This is a genomic window from Rhodovulum iodosum, from assembly GCF_041020385.1.
GTDB lineage: Bacteria > Pseudomonadota > Alphaproteobacteria > Rhodobacterales > Rhodobacteraceae > Rhodovulum > Rhodovulum iodosum.
Map to the genome: position 1 here is coordinate 1,052,501 of NZ_JBEHHI010000001.1, position 14,740 is coordinate 1,067,240.

The 14,740-nt window shown below is 66.9% G+C and carries 13 protein-coding genes; 6 read left to right on the forward strand and 7 right to left on the reverse strand.

Features of this window, described 5'->3' with window-relative positions; translation table 11 throughout:
• Positions 1 to 113 precede the first annotated feature (113 nt).
• From msrQ to Ga0609869_RS05145, 3 genes are all read right to left on the reverse strand, one after another.
• The gene (gene msrQ, locus Ga0609869_RS05135; protein WP_125406039.1) at positions 114 to 722 is read right to left on the reverse strand and encodes a protein-methionine-sulfoxide reductase heme-binding subunit MsrQ; all 609 of its coding nucleotides are present in this window, start codon (positions 720 to 722) and stop codon (positions 114 to 116) included.
• Positions 722 to 1,624, reverse strand: coding sequence for a protein-methionine-sulfoxide reductase catalytic subunit MsrP (gene msrP / locus Ga0609869_RS05140; protein ID WP_125406036.1), 903 nt, complete (start codon positions 1,622 to 1,624; stop codon positions 722 to 724). The genes msrQ and msrP overlap by 1 nt, the downstream gene beginning before the upstream one ends.
• 118 nt (positions 1,625 to 1,742) lie before the next feature.
• Entirely contained in the window at positions 1,743 to 3,296 is a 1,554-nt protein-coding gene (locus Ga0609869_RS05145; protein WP_125406033.1) for an FMN-binding glutamate synthase family protein, read from the reverse strand.
• A 126-nt stretch (positions 3,297 to 3,422) separates the two neighbouring features.
• On the opposite strand from Ga0609869_RS05145, the gene Ga0609869_RS05150 reads away from it, so the two are divergent.
• The 3 genes from Ga0609869_RS05150 (at position 3,423) to Ga0609869_RS05160 (ending at position 6,376) form a co-directional block, all read left to right on the forward strand.
• On the forward strand, positions 3,423 to 3,866 hold the full coding sequence (locus Ga0609869_RS05150; protein WP_125406030.1) for a DUF302 domain-containing protein: 444 nt from the start codon (positions 3,423 to 3,425) through the stop codon (positions 3,864 to 3,866).
• 207 nt (positions 3,867 to 4,073) lie between these two features.
• On the forward strand, positions 4,074 to 4,553 hold the full coding sequence (locus Ga0609869_RS05155) for a fasciclin domain-containing protein (RefSeq protein ID WP_125406027.1): 480 nt from the start codon (positions 4,074 to 4,076) through the stop codon (positions 4,551 to 4,553).
• 65 nt (positions 4,554 to 4,618) lie between these two features.
• Positions 4,619 to 6,376 carry a fasciclin domain-containing protein gene (locus tag Ga0609869_RS05160; RefSeq protein ID WP_125406024.1) on the forward strand — a complete coding sequence of 586 codons (1,758 nt, stop codon included), beginning with the start codon at positions 4,619 to 4,621 and terminating at the stop codon, positions 6,374 to 6,376.
• A 120-nt stretch (positions 6,377 to 6,496) separates the two neighbouring features.
• On the opposite strand, the gene Ga0609869_RS05165 is transcribed toward Ga0609869_RS05160, so the two are convergent.
• Together Ga0609869_RS05165 and clpB are read right to left on the reverse strand one after the other, a co-directional pair.
• Positions 6,497 to 8,053, reverse strand: a complete 1,557-nt coding sequence (locus Ga0609869_RS05165; RefSeq protein ID WP_125406022.1) for a trimethylamine methyltransferase family protein — start codon at positions 8,051 to 8,053, stop codon at positions 6,497 to 6,499.
• Positions 8,054 to 8,260: 207 nt separating this feature from the next.
• Positions 8,261 to 10,876, reverse strand: a complete 2,616-nt coding sequence (clpB, locus tag Ga0609869_RS05170) for an ATP-dependent chaperone ClpB (RefSeq protein ID WP_125406019.1) — start codon at positions 10,874 to 10,876, stop codon at positions 8,261 to 8,263.
• A gap of 240 nt (positions 10,877 to 11,116) precedes the next feature.
• Here clpB and Ga0609869_RS05175 point away from each other — a divergent pair, with 240 nt between their 5' ends.
• Both Ga0609869_RS05175 and pyrF read left to right on the forward strand, forming a co-directional pair.
• Entirely contained in the window at positions 11,117 to 11,392 is a 276-nt protein-coding gene (locus Ga0609869_RS05175; protein WP_125406016.1) for a hypothetical protein, read from the forward strand.
• Positions 11,393 to 11,464: 72 nt separating this feature from the next.
• On the forward strand, positions 11,465 to 12,187 hold the full coding sequence (gene pyrF, locus Ga0609869_RS05180; RefSeq protein ID WP_125406013.1) for an orotidine-5'-phosphate decarboxylase: 723 nt from the start codon (positions 11,465 to 11,467) through the stop codon (positions 12,185 to 12,187).
• A gap of 7 nt (positions 12,188 to 12,194) precedes the next feature.
• Here pyrF and Ga0609869_RS05185 read toward each other — a convergent pair whose 3' ends face one another.
• Positions 12,195 to 12,461, reverse strand: a complete 267-nt coding sequence (locus Ga0609869_RS05185; protein WP_125406010.1) for an NfeD family protein — start codon at positions 12,459 to 12,461, stop codon at positions 12,195 to 12,197.
• Positions 12,461 to 13,354 (reverse strand): SPFH domain-containing protein, encoded by an 894-nt coding sequence (locus Ga0609869_RS05190; protein ID WP_125406006.1) that lies wholly within the window; start codon positions 13,352 to 13,354, stop codon positions 12,461 to 12,463. The genes Ga0609869_RS05185 and Ga0609869_RS05190 overlap by 1 nt, the downstream gene beginning before the upstream one ends.
• A gap of 129 nt (positions 13,355 to 13,483) precedes the next feature.
• Between Ga0609869_RS05190 and Ga0609869_RS05195 the strand changes: the two genes are divergently transcribed.
• Positions 13,484 to 14,737 carry a DNA polymerase IV gene (locus tag Ga0609869_RS05195; RefSeq protein ID WP_125406004.1) on the forward strand — a complete coding sequence of 418 codons (1,254 nt, stop codon included), beginning with the start codon at positions 13,484 to 13,486 and terminating at the stop codon, positions 14,735 to 14,737.
• Positions 14,738 to 14,740 lie beyond the last annotated feature (3 nt).

Below are 14,740 nucleotides of genomic sequence, written 5' to 3' on the forward strand. Positions count from 1 at the left end.
AGCACTAGACCACATGTGCCGCCCCAGCCCGCCGCCCCCATTGCGGCGGACGAAAAGGCGCCGAGGGCGATTTTCCACAGAGTCTTCCCCAGAATCCCGCCCAAAACCGGTACCTAGACGGCGACTCTGCGCCTTGGCAGGCGAATCCGAAGCGACAGAAGGGCCAGAATCGCCGCCAGATAGACCAGCGGCTCGATCTGCCAGCCCTTCACCAGCATCACGTAGTGAATCGCCCCCAGCAGAACCGCCGGATAGGTCAGCCGATGCAGGCGCCGCCAGCGCACCGGGCCAAGCCGGCGCAGCGACAGGCTGTTCGAGGTCAGCGCCAGCGGCACCAGCAACACGAACCCGGCCATGCCGACGGTGATATAGGGCCGCTTGACGATATCGGCCCAGATCAGCTGCCACGATTGCAGGTCGAGAAAGAGCCACGTCGCAAGGTGCAGCGACAGGTGAAAGAAGGCGACCAGCCCCAGCGCCCGGCGATAGCGGATCAGGTTGATCCCCGTCAGGCGCCTCAGCGGCGTGACGGCCAGCCCCGCGACGAGAAACTGCAAGGCCGTCACGCCCAGCCGGTGTTCGAGCGCCTCGATGGGCTCGACCCCCAACCCGCCGGTGAGGCCGAGATACAGAAACCAGGGCGCCGGCAGCATCCCCAGCACATAAACAGGCCAGGCCGGCACACGCCGCAGCGCGCCGTTGATCGTGCCTGCCAGCCCCATCAGAAGAATTTCTTCAGATCCATCCCGGCATAGAGGTCGGCAACCTCGTCATAGCCGTTGAACATAAGCGTGGGCTGACGCTTGGAAAACAGCCCCGCCCCGATGCGCCGTTCGGTGGCCTGGCTCCAGCGGGGGTGGTCCACTTGCGGGTTCACGTTCGAGTAAAAGCCGTATTCGCGCGCACTGGCCTTGTTCCACGTGGTCGGCGGCTCGGTCTCGGTCAGGCTGATCCGCACCACCGACTTGATCGACTTGAAGCCGTATTTCCACGGTACCACCAGCCGGATCGGCGCGCCGTTCTGCTTGGGCATGTCCTGACCGTAAAGCCCGGTCGCCATGATCGTCAGAGGGTGCATCGCCTCGTCCAGTCGCAGCCCCTCGACATAGGGCCAGTCGAGGATGGGCGCGCGCTGGCCCGGCATCTCCTCGGGGCGGAAGAGCGTCTCGAAGGCCACGTATTTCGCGCCCGGCTGCACGCCGACACGATCTAGCAGGTCCGCCAGCTCGAACCCGACCCAGGGGATCACCATCGACCAGGCCTCGACGCAGCGAAGCCGGTAGATGCGTTCCTCAAGCGAGACGCCTTCCAGGATGTCGGCCAGGTCGTAGGTGCCGGGCTTGTCGACCAACCCGTCGATCTTCACCGACCACGGATCGACGGTCAGGGCGCCGGCATTGCGCTTGGGGTCTTCCTTGCCGGTGCCGAATTCGTAAAAGTTGCAGTAGCTGGTGATCTCTTCGAACGTGTTGGGCTCCAGCCCGCCCTCGGCCGCACGGGCCTGCCCGGCAAGCCCGCCCAGCGCCAGCGCCCCGGCCCCAGCCATGATCTGACGGCGGCTGAGATAGGCAGCCTCCGGGGTGACGTCCGACCAGTTCAATGTGTTGCGCCAGCGGCCTGCCATTGGAATTCCTTTCCCATCGGTCCCAAGGTCAACTTAGGTGCGCGCCATCGCGCTGTGAAAACAACTCGTCTCACACCGACGGCACCGCCCTGAAACAAAGGGCCCGGTGGCAGCGCGGTCAGACCTCGTCCAGCCGCTGCAGCGCCAATTCGAACTGCTTGTGGCCGCGGGCCCTGGCGAGGCCATGCTCGGCCAGGTTCACGGATGGGAAAATCTCGTTCATCTGCACCGACGTGCCGTCGTCCTTCACGATCCGCATATGCCTGCGGCGCATCTCGCGCGGTTCGGCCACGCCGACCGAATGGGCGATGGTCTCGATCTCCTGGATCACCGATTTTGCGTAGGCCGCCACGCGCTTTTCCTTTTCTTCGACCACCAGACCCTGCTGAAGGTGTGGCTGGTGCGTCGTGACCCCGGTGGGGCAGGTGTTCTTGTTGCATTTCAGCGCCTGGATGCAGCCCAGGCTGAACATGAAGCCACGCGCGGAGGTGACGAAATCCGCGCCGAGGCAAATGGCCCAGGCCACATCGCCCGGCGCCACCAGCTTGCCGCTGGCGACGATGCGGATACGCTCGTGCAGGCCGGCAAGGTCGCGCAGGTCGACCATGCGGATCAGCGCCTCGCGCAATGGCAGCCCGACAAGGTCGATCAGCGGCATGGGCGCCGCTCCGGTGCCGCCCTCGCCGCCGTCGACGGCGATGAAGTCCGGCGCGCTTTCCTCGCCCCGCTTCTTGATTTCCTTGAACAGCTCGAACCAGGGATCGGCCGAGCCGATGCAGCTCTTGATGCCGACCGGCTTGCCGGTGACCTCGCGGATATGGGCGACGAGGTCCAAAAGATCGCCGAAATCGTCGACCTCCTTGTGCCGGTTGGGCGAGATCGCGTCCTGCCCCATCGGCACGCCGCGGATGCGGGCGACCTCTTGATCGATCTTGGCCGCGGGCAGGATACCGCCCTTGCCGGGCTTGGCGCCCTGGCTGAGCTTGATCTCGAACATCTTCACTTCCGGATGCGCCGACACCTCGCGCAGCTTGTCGTCGCTCAAGCCCCCGGCCACGTCGCGCACGCCGAACTTCGCCGTGCCGATCTGAAAGACGATGTCGCAACCGCCCTCCAGGTGATAGGGCGACAGCCCCCCTTCGCCGGTGTTCAGCCAGATCCCCGCCCGTTTCGCGCCGCGCGTCAGCGCCCGCACGGCGGGTTTCGAAATCGCGCCGTAGGACATCCCCGAGATGTTGAAGATCGACGGGGCGAGATAGGGCTCGCGGCAATGGGGCCCGATCACCATCGGCTCGGTCGAGGCGTATTGATCGTCCAGCGGCGGAAAGACCGCGTTCATGAAGATGGGCGTGCCGGGGATGTTCAGATTGCGGGTCGAGCCGAAGGCCACCGTGTTCCCCTTGGCCGCGGAGGCATTGTAGACCCAGTTGCGCTGGGCGCGGTTGAACGGCATCTCCTCGCGGTCCATGGCAAAGAAATATTGCCGGAAGAACTCGCCAAGCTGGGTGAACACCCCGCGGAACCGGCCGATGACCGGATAGTTGCGCCGTATCGCGTCTCCGGCCTGGCGGCTGTCGATGACATAAAACACCAGCACCAAGAGAAACATGAAGCCGAGAAACAGCGCAAAGGCACCGGCCATCACCTGCAATGCGTAATACGCCCAGCCCATGATGCCTCCCTGCACCTGTGCGACAGTTTGACCTCGATCAAGGTTGCCGGGGTCGCCGAGGTTAGAGTGCGCGGACAGATCGTATCAGACAACCCCCCGGCAGCACGGGGAAACTGGGAGGATTCCATGAAAACAGTTCTCGCCGCGGCGGCCATGGCCGTTGCCGCCACCTGCGCGTCCGCCGAGGACACCGTCACCTACACGGTCGATCAAACGTTCGACGACGTGGTGTTCGGGCTGGAAAACGCCGTGCTGGGCCAAGGCCTGGTAATCGACAGCGTCAGCCATACCGGCGACATGCTGGAGCGCACCAAGGCCGATGTCGGCTCGGACGTCACGATCTTCCTCAAGGCCGATATCTTCAGCTTTTGCTCGGCGAAGCTGTCGCGCAAGGTGATGGAGGCCGAACCGATGAACATAAAGTTCTGCCCCTACGACATCTTCGTGCTACAGTTTCCCGACAGCCCCGACGAAACCACGATCGGCTATCGCCAGTTTCCCGAGGGCCCGATGAAAGAGGTCGAGGCGCTGCTCGACACGATAGCGCGCGAGGCCGTGGGGCTCGACTGAGCCGGTATCTCGTTCACGGATCTTCAAACATTCTGAACGGAATTTGAGATGACATCGCGCCGTGCCCCGGCTTAGGGCGCGGCGCGTTTTCGTCAAATGACATCGGCGGGAATCCCCCACGATGCAGACCCGATCTGCGCCCTAACTCCCGCGTACGGAAGGCAGCCCAGCCACTGGGTGCCTGTGTCCAACAAAGGGAATTGTCTAATGATCCGCAGAACGTTTCTTTCGCTAACCGCCGCCGCCATGCTGTCGGGCCCCGCGCTCGCGGGCGGCCACTCGATGGATATCGTCGATACCGCCGCTGGTGCCGGCGACTTCAACACGCTGGTTGCCGCCGTTGAGGCGGCGGGCCTGGTCGAGACGTTGAAGGGTGAAGGTCCCTTCACGGTCTTCGCACCCACCGACGCAGCCTTCGCGGCGCTGCCCGAAGGCACCGTCGAGAGCCTGCTGCTGCCCGAGAACAAGGACCAGCTGGTGGGCATCCTCACCTACCACGTGGTGCCGGGCAAGGTGATGTCCTCCGATCTGTCCGACGGCATGATGGCCGGCACGGTGCAGGGCGGCGAAGTGACCATCGGCACCGATGGCGGCGTTACCGTCGACGGCGCCAATGTGACGACCGCCGATATCGAGGCTTCGAACGGCGTGATCCACGTCATCGACCAGGTGATCCTGCCCAACTGACGCCCAGATGACGGCCCGGCCCTCGCGCCGGGCCGTTTATCGGAGGGACAATCGGAGTATCTTTGATGGCTACAATTACCGAAATCGCCGTCGACAACCCGGATTTCTCGATCCTTGTCGGCGTTCTGCAATACCTCGACGAAAATATCGAAGAGAGCGACCTCGTCGCCGCGCTGTCCGCCGCCGATGCCGGCGTGACGGTCTTCGCCCCCACAAACGACGCGTTCGGCGCCCTTGCCACTGATCTGGGCTACACCGGCGATGCGGCGGACGAGACCGCGGTATCGGCGTTCCTCACCGAGAACGTGGCGGCCGAAACGCTGTTCGACGTTGTCACCTATCACGTCTCACCCGGCATCTTCGACAGCGCCGCCGTGTCCGCCGCCGAGTCGCTCGACACGCTGAACGGCGCCACGATCGCGCCCGACCTGCCGACGCTCGTCGATGCCGAGCCCGACCTTCTCGACCCGTCGCTGGTGGCGACGGATATCGAGGCCGACAACGGCATCGTGCATGTCATCGACCGGGTTCTGCTGCCCATCGACCTGCCCGGCAACGACGCCGAAACGATTGCCGGTATCGTGGCCGCCAGCGGTGGCGAGTTCGACGATAACGGCGCCGATTTCGACCTGCTGCTGACCGCGGTGAGCGCGGCCGGCCTCGTCGATGCGCTGGCCGACGAGACCGCCGACCTGACGGTGTTTGCCCCCGATGACGACGCCTTCCTCAGCCTCGCATCGGCGCTGGGTTACAGCGGCAGCGACGAAGCCGGGGCCTGGTCCTATCTCGTCGACGGGCTGACGCTGTTGAACGCGGGCGATCCGATCCCGCTGCTGACCACGGTGCTGACCTATCACGTCGCGCCGGGCTCGCTGCAATCGAGCCAGGTCTTGGCCGCCGACGGCATCACGACCTTGGCCGGGCCCGAGATCGGCGTCACCGTCGACGGCGATGCGGTCAGTTTTGCCGACCTCGACCCCGACATCGCCGACCCGATGCCGCGCGCGCTGGACATCCAGGCCGCGAACGGCATCGTCCATGTCATCGACGGGGTGCTGCTGCCCGCCGACCTGCTGGCCTCGGACGGCGCGGACGACGTCGACTTCCTGATCGGCGACGACACCGACGAGAGCTTCGATACCGGAGCCGATGCAGACTACATCGACGCCCGCGGTGGCGATGACGTGGTGATCGCGGGGCTTGGTGACGACACCGTTCTGGGTGGCGCGGGCGCCGATCGTCTCAATGGCGGCGACGGCGACGACCGCATCGTCGGCGGCCCTGCCGAGGACGATCTCGCCGATGTGATCTTTGCCGGCGCCGGGGACGACACCGTTTCGGCCGGTGCAGGAAACGACACCGTCTACGGCATGGACGGCTCGGATGCCCTGACCGGCGGCGCCGGGGCCGATTTCCTGGCCGGGCAGGCCGGCGACGACGTGCTGGCGGGCAACGGCCTGGGTGACGTGCTTTATGGTAACGAGGGCGCCGATTTCCTGAACGGCGGCTATGGCTATGACCGGGTGAACGGCGGCGCGGGCGCCGACACGTTCTTCCATCTCGGCGTGGCAGGCCACGGCACCGACTGGGTGCAGGACTTCACCTCGGAAGACACGCTCTTTTTCGGCGCAGAGGCCGAGGCCGACGACTTCGTCCTCGCCTTCGCCGAGACCGCGGACGCGGGCGAGGCCGGCGTGGCCGAGGCGTTCATCACCTACGCCCCCACAGGGCAGGTGATCTGGGCGCTGGTCGATGGCGCGGCTGCCGAAAGCATCGACCTGCAAATCGCGGGCGACGCGGCCTCGATCGACCTGCTGGTCTGAGTACCGCGAGACACGAAGGCCCCGCCCCCCGGCGGGGCCTTTTCCATTGGCGGGTCCGCCCGACGGTGCCGCCGCCCGAATGGCCGCTCGCGGTAGCCGCCAGTCGCATTCTTCGGCCCCTTAGATCACAGTAACCTTTCCGGCATAGGCGGCCACGATATGTTCGTCGGCATGGGCGATCAGCGCGGCGATCTCGCGCTCTTGCTCTGCGCTTAGAACGCCGCCTTCGGGGGCAGCGGCAATCGCGGAAAGCGCCGCCTCGCGGGCCGCGTCGAATGAGGTACGCCGCCCCGATGCCTCGTAGTCGTCCCGGCCCTGCCGCGTGAAGATCCGCGGTGCCAACTGGTCGCGGCACATCGCGATGGTATGCGCGGAATCGAGGAAATGGCCACCGGCCGGCACCCTCATCACCTCGTCCCAGTTCAGCGCCTCGCGCTCCAGCCGCGGCTTGCGGATGAGGCGGCGCATCATCGCCCCGATCTCGTTGTCAAGGACCGCCTGAACCGGGCTGAAGACGGTCGCGCATTCCAGTTGGCCCACCCCGCCCAGGATGTCGGCGCCGCTCAGCGCCACGATCTGGGCCAGCAGCGCGCGCTCGGCCATGGCTTGGTGGTCGACGTCGGGCGTATCCGAGCCGGCGCCATAGGTATGCGCCAACATCCCCCAGCCGCGTTTCATCAGCTGCACCGCGACGCTCGCCGATTGAAGCGACTCGACACAGGCCTGCAACGCCGAGCCTGTGCGCATGTCGAGGGTGAACATCAGCGGCGTTGAGATCACCGGCGTTCCGGGGGCCAGGACATGGGCCATGACGGTCATGCCCACGATCTCGGCCGCGGCCATGATCGCCATGCTGCCCACCGACAAGGGCGCCGTCCCGCCCGAGGACGGCAGCGCACATGCGTGCAGCGGCACCCCGTATCTGCCCGCCGCGATGATGCACTGGCTGTCCATGAACTTGAACTCCAGCGGCGTGAACGAACAGGTGATGCAACTGGTGATCGGGGTTTCGCGCAGCGCGTCCTCGCCGCCGGCGGCGATGGCCGCGATCTTCATCAGGTAATCGACGTTTTCCCACTGGTAGGGCTGCATCCAGACATGTTTGGGGGTGCGCGCGATGAGCCGGGCAAAGCTGTGGATGTCGGCGGTCTTTTCCGGCACGCCGTGGACAAAGGGATGGGCGATGAACCCGACCTCGTCCAGCGTGCTGGCCACCGCGGCGATGTCGGACACGGCCGCGAGGTCCATGTTGCGGTAACTGGCGTCGCGCGGGTCCACATAGCCGTGCGCCCCGGTGCCCGTGCGCATGACGAAGCCGCGGTCGGGGCGCGGCAGCTCGATGTCGAGCTGCGGCAGCTTTCCCGCCAGCCGCGCGGCCTTGGGCGTGGCCTCCATCGCCTCGCGGATCAGCCCGCGCGGCAGGCGCAGGCGGTTGGCGTCGCGGCCGGGCCGGGCACCGGCCGCGCGCAGCCGTTTCTGCGCCTCGGGGTGCAGGATCGCGACCCCGTAATCGGCCAGCACGTCCTCGACACGGGCCTTCATCCAGGCAATTTCGTCATCGTCAAGAAAGCCGAAGCCCGCGCGGCCAAAGCCCGGCGGCTCTTGTCGAAAGGCCGTGGCCGGGGTGCTGGTGCGGGTCGGGCGGTTGCGGCGGGCGGTGGGTCTGGTCCTGGTCATGATGTGCGGCTTCCTCGACTTGGCGATGAGGGACTGGCACACACCGATTTCGCTGACTGCCTGCCGACTTCAGCTAAAGCCAAAGATAACCGCGAATCGCAGGTTCGCCCAAAGGATTCGCCGGGCGCGCGCGGCCACCGCCCGCCAACCGGAAATGAAAAGGCCCCGCCGTGCGGCAGGGCCTTTCCCACTCGGTTGGTCCGGGCATCAGTGCAGCACGGCGTCCTCAGGCGAGGGCCGGTCCGACCCGCCGACGCGGTCGCCCACGATCAGCCCGTCGGCCCCCGCATGCACCGGCACCGTGTCGCCGTCATGCACCTCGCCGCCAAGAATCATCTCGGCCAGCCGGTCCTGAAGGCTTTTCTGGATCACGCGCTTCAAGGGCCTTGCGCCATAGACCGGGTCGTACCCGGCATCGGCCAGCCATTTCTCGGCGCCCGCGTCCAGGTCCAGCGTGATGTTGCGCGCGGCCAACCGCTTTTGCAGGCGGCGCAGCTGGATCTCGACGATGCCGGTCATGTCCGTCCGCGTCAGCCGGTCGAACACCACCATCTCGTCCAGACGGTTCAGAAACTCGGGCCGAAAATGGGCGCGCACCGCGTCCATCACGTCGCGCTTGGCCGCGGCTGCATCGGCATCCTCGGGCAACTGGCTCAGCGCCTGGCTGCCGAGGTTCGAGGTCAGCACGATCAGCGTCTGCTTGAAATCGACCGTGCGGCCCTGCCCGTCGGTCAGCACGCCGTCGTCGAGCACCTGGAGCAGCACGTTGAAGACCTCCGGATGCGCCTTTTCGACCTCGTCGAACAGCACCACCTGATAGGGGCGCCGGCGCACGGCCTCGGTCAGCACGCCGCCCTCGTCATAGCCGACATAGCCCGGAGGCGCGCCGATCAGACGGGAGACCGAGTGCTTTTCCATGAACTCGGACATGTCGATCCGGACCATCGCCTGGTCGTCGTCAAAGAGGTACTCGGCCACGGCCTTGGTCAGCTCGGTCTTGCCGACGCCGGTGGGGCCCAGGAACAGGAACGAGCCCAGCGGCCGGTTCTCGTCGTTGAGCCCCGCGCGGGCGCGCCGCACGGCGTTGGCGACGGCGGTCACCGCCGCTTTCTGGCCGATCACGCGCTTGCCCAGTTCCTCTTCCATGCGCAGCAGCTTTTCGCGCTCGCCTTCCAGCATCTTCGATGTGGGAATGCCCGTCCAACGCTCGACGACCTGCGCGATCTGTTCGGGGCGCACGGCCTCTTCGACCATCACGTCGTCATCCTGTGCCTCGGCCTCGGCCAGTTGCTTTTCAAGCTGCGGGATCACGCCGTAGGACAGTTCGCCCGCCTTGGCCAGGTTGCCCTCGCGCTTGGCATGGTCAAGCTCGGCCCGCGCCCGGTCGAGCTGTTCCTTCAGCTCGCGCGCGCTGTCCAGCTTGTCGCGCTCGGCCTGCCACTTGGCGGTCATCTCGGCCGATTGCTGCTGCAACTCCGACAGTTCCTTTTCCAGCTTTTCCAGCCGGTTCTTCGAGGCCGCGTCGTCCTCTTTCTTCAGCGCCTCGGCCTCGATCTGCTTTTGCAGGATCTCGCGGTCCAGCGCGTCCAGTTCCTCGGGCTTGCTGTCCACCTCCATCCGCAGCCGGCTGGCCGCCTCGTCGACGAGGTCGATCGCCTTGTCGGGCAGGAACCGGTCGGTGATGTAGCGGTGCGACAGCGTGGCGGCGGCCACGAGTGCGGCGTCGGAGATACGCACGCCGTGGTGCAGCTCGTACTTCTCCTTGATGCCGCGCAGGATCGACACGGTATCCTCGACCGTGGGCTCCTCCACCATCAGCGGCTGGAACCGGCGGGCAAGGGCCGCGTCCTTTTCCACATGCTTGCGGTATTCGTCCAGCGTGGTCGCGCCGATGCAGTGCAGCTCGCCGCGGGCCAGCGCCGGCTTGATCAGGTTGGCCGCATCCATTGCACCCTCTGATTTGCCGGCGCCCACCAGCGTGTGCATCTCGTCGATGAAGAGGATGATCTCGCCCGCCGCCGCGGTGATCTCGCTGAGGATCGCCTTGAGACGTTCCTCGAACTCGCCACGGTATTTCGCGCCGGCGATCAGCGCGCCCATATCCAGCGCCATCAGCTTCTTGTTCTTCAGGCTCTCGGGCACGTCGCCGTTGACGATGCGCAGGGCCAAACCCTCCGCAATCGCGGTCTTGCCGACGCCCGGTTCACCGATCAGCACCGGGTTGTTCTTGGTGCGACGCGACAGAACCTGCATGGCGCGGCGAATTTCCTCGTCACGGCCGATGATCGGGTCGATCTTGCCGTCCTCGGCGGCCTCGGTCAGATCACGCGCGTATTTCTTCAGCGCGTCGTACCCTTCCTCGGCGCTGGCCGTGTCGGCGGTGCGGCCCTTGCGCAAGTCGTTGATCGCGGCGTTCAGGTTCTGGGCGCTCACCGCACCCGCATCCAGCGCCTCCTTGGCCTTGGAACGCACCATGGCCAGCGCCATCAGCACGCGCTCGACGGGGACAAAGCTGTCGCCGGCCTTCTTGGCGATCTTCTCGGCCTCGTCCAGCACGCGGCCCGTGGCCTGGTCGAGATAGATCTGTCCAGCATCGCCGGTGACCTTGGGCATCTTTTCGAGGCTTGCATCCACCGCCTCGACCACGCGCTCGGGTGCGCCGCCGGCCCGGCGGATCAGGTTGGAGGCCAGCCCCTCCTCGTCGTCCATCAGCGCCTTGAGCAGATGCTCGGGCGCCAGCCGCTGGTGGTTTTCGCGGGTTGCGATGGTCTGGGCGGCTTGCAGGAAACCACGCGACCGTTCCGTGAACTTCTCCAGGTTCATCGGTCTCTCCTTGTTCAAAGCGCCCGCTTTGTGGAACGCCCGCCCGGCGGCGCGTCCCTCTCGGGCCTCGCTCTTGATTTGGAGAGCGCTGCCAGCCGTTTCAAGACCGCGGGCGCGGACCAGAAAACGGCCGCGAACCGCCATCTCGGCGCCACGATTGCCCGACATGCTGCGCATGTTGACCTGCCTGACAGGCGCCCCGGACAAGAGCGGGGTCGAGCAGAAAGGAAGGATTCCGCCATGCAAGTCGTGTCGATCGAAGTCGAGGGCATCAACGCCAATGCGCAGGACGGCGTGTTGACCGGCCACGTCGCCTTTCGCCACCTGGCGGAGGCCGGGCGCGACTGGGTACATTTCGACTGCGCCGTGCCGCTGCCCGAAGGCGCCAGCGACGCGGCACTGTCGGACGCGCTGATCGCCGAGGCCAGCCGCCAGATGCTGCGGATGCCCGGCTACCGCACCGGCAGGAAGCAGCTGGAATTTCTGACAGATGCAGGACTGATCCAGGCCGCCTGAGCCCCGCCGGGGCTGGACGGGCAAGGGCCGCGGCGCTAGGAACGGCCGATCCCCCGTGCCGGAGCCCGCGCCATGCCTGCCGATGACCGACTGATCGTCGCCCTCGATGTCGCCGACGCCCATACCGGGCTGGCCCTTGCCGCCGAGATCGGCGATGCCGTCTCGTTCTACAAGATCGGCCTGGGGATGTTGACCGGCGGCGGCCTCGCGCTGGCGCAAGAGCTGAAGGATGCCCATGGCAAGCGCATCTTTCTCGACATGAAGCTTTTCGATATCGGCGCAACGGTCGAGGCGGCTGTGCGGGGCCTCGCCCGGTTCGATCTCGATTTCCTCACCGTCCATGGAGACCCGCACGTCGTGCGCGCGGCGCGCGAGGGCGCAGGCGGGTCGGACATGAAGATCCTGGCCGTCACCATCCTGACATCGCTCGACCGGTCCGACCTCGACGCCAGCCTGATCCGGCCCGGCGACATCCCCGAAATCGTCGCCGAACGCGCCGCGCGGGCGCTGGAGGCCGGGGCCGACGGCGTGATCGCCAGCCCCCAGGAGGCCGCGAGGATCCGCGCCCTGCCCCAGGCCGAGGGCAAACTGATCGTCACCCCCGGCGTGCGCCCCGCCGGCGCCGAACTAGGCGATCAGAAACGCGTGGCGACCCCTGCCGAGGCCATTGCAAACGGCGCCGATCACGTGGTCGTCGGCCGCCCGGTCTGGCAGGCCGCCGATCCGCGCGCGGCAGCCCGCGCCATCGCGGCGGAACTCGCCTCGCCCCAGGCGCAGCGGCCGAACCGGGCCTGAGGCCCGCTCAGTCCTCGTTGATGTCGCGGTCCCAGACCTTGACCTGGCCCTTGCGTATCCCCAGGAGCTGGCGCAGCGTCAGCCACGCCGCAAGCGAGACCAACGCAAAAACCAGCAGCGTCCAAGGCAGCGCCAGCGTCATCCCCAGCCACATCAGCCCGCCGGTGACAGCCGCCCCGATGGCAAAGCCGACAAAGATGTAGGACGGCGCCAGAATCTCCAGAATGCCCAGCACCACCGCCGCGGCCAGCCACACCCACCAGAGCGACAGCATCAAACCCGCCCCTTCAGCATCTTGAAGGCGTCGGCAAAGGCGTCCATCGCATGGGCCGGCAGCACGATGGTCTGCTTGCCCTCGCCCTGGCCCACCGCCGTCAGCGCCTCGACCTGTTTCAGCGCCACCTGGTATTGCGCGGCCTCGATGCCGTGCTCGGCAATCGCCTGGGCGACGATCTGGGTCGCATAGGCCTCGGCCTCGGCCGTGATGCGCCGCGCCTTGGCCGATTGCTCGGCGGCGTAAAGCTCGGCATCGGCGTTCAGCTCGACCGCGCGCTTGTGGCCTTCGGCCTCGGTCACCGCCGCGCGGCGTGCGCGCTCGGCGTTGAGCTGTTGCAGCATCGCGTCGCGGGTCTGCTGGTCGAGGTTCACATCCAGGATCTCGGCCCGCGTGACCTCGATCCCCCAATTGTCAACCGCGTCCTCGACGCTCGCCTTGATCGTCGAGATCAGCTGCGAGCGGTTGGACTGAACCTCGTCGAGTTCCATCTTGCCGATCTCGGCGCGCACGATGCCGGCCACGGTGGTGGCTATGGCGGCATCCACGTCACGTATGCGGTAGACCGTCTTTTCCGGCTCGATGATGCGGTAAAAGACGCTGGTCTCGACCTGCACCAGCACGTTGTCGGCGGTGATCGCGTCCTGGCTGGCCGTCGGCAATTGCCGCTCAAGGATCGAGATCCGGTGCGCGACCCGGTCGAGGAAGGGCACGATCACGTTGATCCCCGGCCCCAGGACCGCGCGCAACCGGCCAAATCGTTCGACCACATGCTTTTCCGATTGCGGCACGATCCGCACCCCCAGCACGATGCTGAGGATGACCAGCCCCGCCAAGAGCAGCACCACCAGGTTGCCGCCCACGAACTCCGCGATGAGGGTTTCCAAATCCATTGTCTCAAATCCCATGCCCCGATGCGCGCACTATGCCCCGCGCCGGGACGCGACGGAAGACCTTGCACGCCCCCCCGCCACCGCGGCATCCTGCCCTGTGCGCCCCTGCCGCCAGACAGGACCGGCCCAATGCCCGCCCTATGCCGAGATTGCCTCACCCTGTTCGACGCCGGCCCCCGCTGCCCGGACTGCGGCCGGCCGCGCATCGTCGCCCACCCCGAACTGCTGACCCTCTCCATCGCGCATATGGATTGCGACGCGTTCTACGCCTCGGTGGAAAAGCGCGACGACCCCGCCCTTGCCGACAAGCCGGTCATCATCGGCGGCGGCCGGCGCGGCGTGGTCTCCACCGCGTGCTACATCGCGCGCGTCAAGGGGGTGCGCTCGGCCATGCCGATGTTCAAGGCGCTGGCGCTCTGCCCCGAGGCGGTGGTGATCAAGCCGCGCGGCGCGGCCTATGCCGCCGCCTCGGCCGAGATCCGCGTGATGATGCAACGGCTCACCCCGGCGGTCGAGCCGCTGTCTCTGGACGAGGCGTTCCTCGATCTCACCGGCACCCAGCGGCTGCACGGCGCGCCGCCCGCGCTGATGCTCGCGCAGCTGGTGAAACGGATGGAGGACGAGCTGGGCCTTTCGGGCTCGATCGGGCTGTCGCACAACAAGTTCCTCGCCAAGATCGCCTCCGATCTCGACAAGCCCCGCGGCTTTTCAGTGATCGGCCGGGCCGAGACCGAGGAGTTCCTCGCCAACCGTCCGGTGCGGCTGATCTGGGGCGTCGGTGCCGCGGGCCAGGCCGCGCTCGACCGCGCCGGCATCCATACCTTCGCCGACCTGCGCCGCTGGGACGAGGCCGACCTCGCCGCGCGGTTCGGCAGCATGGGCACGCGGCTTTGGCACCTCGCACGCGGGCGCGATGCCCGGCGCGTCTCGCCCAACGCGCCGGTCAAGAGCATCTCCAACGAAACCACCTTCGCCGAAGACACCGCCGATGCCGATCTGCTCGACGGCCATATCTGGCGGCTGGCCGAAAAGGTGGCGGATCGCGCCAAGGCCAAGGGCCGCGCCGGCCGCGTGGTCACGCTCAAGCTCAAGCGCGCCGATCACCGCCTCGTCACCCGGCGCCAGTCCCTTCCCGAGCCCACCCAGATGGCCGACCGCCTCTACCGGGCCGCCCGCGCGCTCTTCGACCAGTCGGGCGAGGCGGGCCCGTTCCGGCTGATCGGCGTGGGGTTGTCGGACATCGGCCCGGCCGAGCGCGCCGATCTCTCGGGCGACCTGCTCGACCCGAACGAGGCGCGGCGGCTCAAGGCGGAACGCGCCAGCGACGCGATCCGCGCACGTTTCGGCGCACAGGCAATTCTCAAGGGGCGGTCGCTGCGCTGAACG